Genomic DNA, 5347 nt, shown 5'->3' on the forward strand with positions numbered 1-5347 from the left:
TACCCGTGGTCTAGACTTTCACTAGACTAGATGAAATGTCATGCCCGACACACAAGAAAAACTTCGAAGCTGAACTTTTTTCAACTTCGAAGTTTTTAATATTTATTTGTTTTTTGAAATAGAGTGAGAGTGTTGCATTACAGCATTCTTTTAAGGAACTTGATTACTTCGTAATCAAGAATTGTATCTCTAAATGCTAAAGCATTAAGAGCTACAATTACATTCCCATTCCTGGTGCGCCTGCAGGATTACCTGCTGGTTGTACTGGCTTTGGTTCAGGAATTTCTGCAACAACAGCTTCAGTAGTAAGAAGAAGAGCAGCAATTGAAGCAGCATTTTGTAAAGCAGTACGAGTTACCTTGGTTGGGTCGATAATACCAGCGTCAACCATGTTTTCCCACTTATCAGTAGCAGCATTGTAACCAATTTCGTTTTCTTGGTGTTCAAGCTTGTCTAAGATTACTGAACCATCTTTACCAGCGTTTTCAGCAATTTGACGAACTGGTGCGCTCAAAGCTCTAAGAACAATGTTGATACCTGTTTGTTCATCAGTGGTTTCACCCTTAACTTCACGAACAGCCTTTTCAACATTTACTAAAGCTGTACCACCACCAGCAACGTAACCTTCGTCAACGGCAGCACGAGTTGAGTTCAAAGCGTCTTCAATTCTGTAACGACGTTCCTTAAGTTCAGTTTCAGTAGCAGCACCAACGTGGATAACAGCTACACCACCAGTAAGTTTTGCAAGACGTTCTTGTAACTTCTTCTTGTCGAAGTCTGAAGTTGAGTCTTCGATTTGCTTTCTGATAGTGTCAACACGTTCGTCAATAGCATCCTTTGAACCAGCACCGTCAACAATAGTAGTTGAGTCCTTGGTTACAGTGATACGACGAGCTTGACCTAATTGATCAATCTTGGTGTCCTTAAGTTCAAGACCAAGATCTTCAGTAATAACAGTACCACCAGTTAATGCAGCGATATCTTGTAATTGTGCCTTACGACGGTCACCAAAGCCAGGAGCCTTAACAGCAACAACGTTGAAAGTACCACGAATCTTGTTCAAAACAAGAGTTGGAAGAGCTTCACCAGTTACGTCGTCAGCAATGATCAATAATGACTTACCTTGTTGAACGATTTCTTGAAGTAATGGCAAGATGTCTTGGATGTTTGAAATCTTCTTGTCAGTGATCAAGATGTAAGGATTATCAAGGTCTGCTTCCATCTTGTCGTTGTCAGTTACCATGTATTGTGATAAGTAACCACGATCAAATTGCATACCTTCAACTACTGAAAGTTCAGTATTAATACCACGTGAGTCTTCAATAGTGATAACACCATCGTGACCAACCTTTTCCATAGCGTCAGCAATCAAGGCACCGACTTCTTTAGAAGCTGATGAAACAGCAGCAACGTTAGCGATTTGGTCCTTTGATTCAACCTTGTGGCTGATCTTGTGAAGTTCATCAACAGCAGCCTTAGTAGCTTTTTCGATACCGCGACGAATGCCAACTGGGTTAGCACCAGCAGTAACGTTCTTCATACCTTCACGTACGATAGCTTGAGTTAAAACAGTAGCAGTAGTAGTACCGTCACCAGCGATGTCGTTAGTCTTTTGAGCTGCTTCAGCAACTAACTTAGCACCCATGTTTTCGTAGTGGTCTTTTAATTCAATTGACTTAGCAATAGTAACACCATCGTTAGTGATGTCTGGGTTACCATAGCTTTGTTCCAAAACAACGTTTCTACCCTTAGGACCAATAGTAGTCTTAACAGTATCAGCTAACTTATCAACACCCTTTAAAAGTGAACGTCTTGCGTTTTCTGAGAATTTAATATCTTTTGCCATAGGTTATCTATGCTCCTTAATCTCGTATTTTAATTTCTAATAATTGCGTCAATTATTTTGCAATTGCTAAAATGTCTTTTTCGTGAAGTACTAAGTACTTTTCACCTTCGTATTCAACGTTGGTGCCAGAATATCTATCGTAGAGAACTACGTCACCTTTCTTAACTGACATAGGAATCTTTTCACCGTTTGATGCGTAAGCACCTTCACCTACGGCTACAACTTCACCTTCAGTTGGCTTCTTCTTAGCGTTAGATGCTAAAACAATACCACCAACAGTCTTTTCTTCTTCATCTTTAACTTTTACGATCACGCGATCACCGATTGGTTGTAACACGTTTAGTCCCCCTTATAATTAGTTTTCTTTTTTAAAATTTTGATATCTTTATCAGTGATTAGCACTCTTATTTCTTAAGTGCTAACTTACAAATATGATAATAACCTGTTTTATTAAAAAAAGCAAGAAAAAATTAGCACTTTTTGCAAAAGAGTGCTAATTTTATTTTTATCTTATTTTTAATTAAAAACTACAGTTAGTAAACCTTCAATAATGCCAGAGGTTAATCCCATCGCATAATATTGCTTATATGCATCCCAAAAGCTATTACATTCCTCTTTATCTTTACCATCAACGAAATAATATTTACTATTTTTCTTATTTCTAATGGTTTTAAGCAAAGCATAAAAGATTGCCAAAAATGCCATCAAAACAAAAAGAATAATCGGAAAGAAATAGCCAATAATATTTTGAAAATTATATGCCATCCCTGCTGCAATTACGATTAGCAAGTAAATTACGGCAACCAGTGGATTGCAAATTAAACGTGGTGGCTTCACTTTCATGGATAATAAGATTGAAAAAAGCAGTGGCAAAATCAGAATAATTAATAATGTCAGTGCATACACATTGTTAATATCTTTTACTTGGTTAGCAAAAGCATGATCTATCTTGCCCCAAAACATGCATAATAGACCAACTACCCAATAAACAGCGGTCATGATCCAAGTGATTTTTAGTGTTTCATTTTTCTTCTTTTTCATTCTCATCATCTCCCCTTTAATTAGCCAAAATTATAGCATGTTGTTAAGGTGTAACACTACTAATAATCAAAATTTAATTAACTCCCATCTTTACTCTATTTCAGTGTAAAAATCCAATTAGTTGGAATCTTTTAGTCAAATTGGCAAGAGATTAAAGTTAATTAGATTTATAAATAGATAATCTAAAATATAACTATATCAATCCAATATCAGTATTCTTATTTTTCAAAATAATCTAAATCTTGTATTCTTTCTTCAATTATTTTTGAAAGGATACAAATCTATGAAAGCTATTATTCAATCAACTCTTAATCAAGCAAAATCAACTGATATTCAAATGCCAACATTCTCCCCTATTTCTTTAGAAATTGAAACAAAATATGCGCCATTACTTAGGTATGATCTACTCAAGCTTAATGGAACTATTACAACAACATCACCACAAATTATGGGATACGGTGGAACCGGGGCTGTTACTAGAGTTGTTTCTTTAAGATCTAACTCCCTTCTTCATCAAAAAGTCTTAGTCCTTAATCCTTGGGGAACCTTTCAAGAAAAAATCATCTCTAATATTCCACCACTTGTTATTCCTATCCCTGATAATGTTGCTCTCAAAGAAGCTACTGCTTTAGTTGGCGGAGCCGACTTAGCATTGACTTTATTTAAAATAATTAAACAAAAAGATAAGCAAGTACTAATCTACGGTGCTGACTCAGTAACTGGTTTAGTTCTAATGCAATTATTAACGAGACATACTGATATAAATTTCATCCCTCATGTAAGAGCCATCTCAAAAACTTATTTAAACGAAAGAATGGATGAATACAATATCAAGATTGCTCCAAATATACGAACTAACTCTCGTCTTATTATTGACCTTGCTGGGCCTACAATTAATGAAAAATTATTCAAGCATTTTGCACATGGTGATGAAATAATTACCGTTGTACAGAATAACACTCCTGGAATGCAATTCATCAGTCGTCCTGCTTTACCGAAGGATTATCAATTTTTAATGAATGAGATTCAAGAAAAAAGACTATTCATCCCTATTAATAGAACCTTCTCTTACCAAGATTTTCAGAGTGCAATAATTTTTCAACAAAATAATCCCAGCCGAGGCAGGAATTTAATTTCTTTCATTGATTAATATGATATAGTTATTTCACTATGAATAACTTTGAAGAATTAGTCTCAAAAAAGATAGGCAAAACTATCAAGCGAGAAAGATTAAAACAAAATATTTCACAAAAAGAATTAGCCGCAGGAATTTGTTCTCAAGCAATGATTAGTAGTATCGAACATGGCGATTATATTCCTAATACCGCTATTTTTCTTGCACTCTGCCAAAAGCTCAATTTGTCAATTGATCAGAATTTTCTTAAAGAGAAATTGCCTTTTAATAATTCTACACTTACAGATACAGCTTTTGATTTATGTAGTAAGCACAAATACAGAGAATTAATTAAATACCTTAGTCAACAACCTATCATTTCTTCTTTAAACAATGATCAAGATTTTCAGAACTATTATTACTATTATGGTTGTGCAGTTTATCAGATTGAGCACGACCTTTTAGATTGTCAGCATTATTTTGAATTGGCAATCACATACTCTATGAATATTGATATTGATCATTTACGTCCTAAAAATTCTATTGAATTTCTTTTAATTAATTCATTAGGTGTAATTTACGCTGAATTACATAAAACTAAAGAAGCAAGCCGATTATTTGAAATCGTTAATAAACAAATTCTTTCATGTAGAGATGCCGAATCTGAGAATTTAAACGTAATTCGCTATCAACAGGGATGTATTTTTTTGAAACAAAAAGATTATCAATCAGCATTAAAATCCTTTGTAGTTGGCTTAGATAGAGTCAACAACTTAAATTCCACATTCATGCTAAATAACTATTCTGCTAAGATTTGAGAATGTTATCAAAGCCTTACTTAAAAAAGCCCGCATACGCGAGCTTTTTTGCTAGTTCGTCTTCCTTTACGAACTAGCTTTCGATATAATTATTTCCGCAGAAAGTTTTATGAGCGGTGGTTGTTTTACCTCCCGGAGGTGAGGTCTATGGTCAATAAACTAGAGAAAGGGTTCAACCATGTCGGTTTACGATTGCATTTCTTTGATGCTCTTGTTTGGGATGTTTGTGTTGGCTTTGCTGACCTACATCGATCATCACGACAAAAAATAAAACGCCGCTCAATTCAATAACTTTGGCAGGTTATTTGAGTAGACGTTCGTCAATCTTATAATTTTTAGCCACCGCTCTTAAAGCGGGCTGCAAAGGAGACCTTTGTGTCTCTTTTTTCTTTACTTAAATTATAACATATTTCGTCCATTCACATATTAATTACACAAAAAGACGTGTCTGGGAAAAAACTAACCCTCAGATGCCAAAAGACGATCAATCCAACTCTTAATTTGAGTTGCTTGACCGTCTTTTTCTTG

General features: G+C 35.0%; 6 protein-coding genes. 3 read left to right on the top strand and 3 right to left on the bottom strand.

What is annotated here, in order from left to right; translation table 11 throughout:
• Positions 1-217 precede the first annotated feature (217 nt).
• The 3 genes from groL to CP357_RS09430 form a co-directional block, all read right to left on the bottom strand.
• Positions 218-1846, bottom strand: coding sequence for a chaperonin GroEL (gene groL / locus CP357_RS09420; protein WP_098037168.1), 1629 nt, complete (start codon positions 1844-1846; stop codon positions 218-220).
• 52 nt (positions 1847-1898) lie between these two features.
• Positions 1899-2183, bottom strand: coding sequence for a co-chaperone GroES (gene groES / locus CP357_RS09425; protein WP_003627770.1), 285 nt, complete (start codon positions 2181-2183; stop codon positions 1899-1901).
• A gap of 179 nt (positions 2184-2362) precedes the next feature.
• Positions 2363-2896, bottom strand: a complete 534-nt coding sequence (locus CP357_RS09430) for a hypothetical protein (protein ID WP_098037169.1) — start codon at positions 2894-2896, stop codon at positions 2363-2365.
• A gap of 274 nt (positions 2897-3170) precedes the next feature.
• Here CP357_RS09430 and CP357_RS09435 point away from each other — a divergent pair, with 274 nt between their 5' ends.
• The 3 genes from CP357_RS09435 (at position 3171) to CP357_RS09445 (ending at position 5090) form a co-directional block, all read left to right on the top strand.
• Positions 3171-4037, top strand: a complete 867-nt coding sequence (locus tag CP357_RS09435) for a hypothetical protein (protein ID WP_098037170.1) — start codon at positions 3171-3173, stop codon at positions 4035-4037.
• A gap of 20 nt (positions 4038-4057) precedes the next feature.
• Positions 4058-4819 (top strand): helix-turn-helix domain-containing protein, encoded by a 762-nt coding sequence (locus tag CP357_RS09440; RefSeq protein ID WP_098037171.1) that lies wholly within the window; start codon positions 4058-4060, stop codon positions 4817-4819.
• 220 nt (positions 4820-5039) lie between these two features.
• Positions 5040-5090 (top strand): hypothetical protein, encoded by a 51-nt coding sequence (locus CP357_RS09445; RefSeq protein WP_324170368.1) that lies wholly within the window; start codon positions 5040-5042, stop codon positions 5088-5090.
• Positions 5091-5347 lie beyond the last annotated feature (257 nt).

It is taken from the genome of Lactobacillus sp. UMNPBX6 (genome assembly GCF_002553975.1).
GTDB lineage: Bacteria > Bacillota > Bacilli > Lactobacillales > Lactobacillaceae > Lactobacillus > Lactobacillus gallinarum.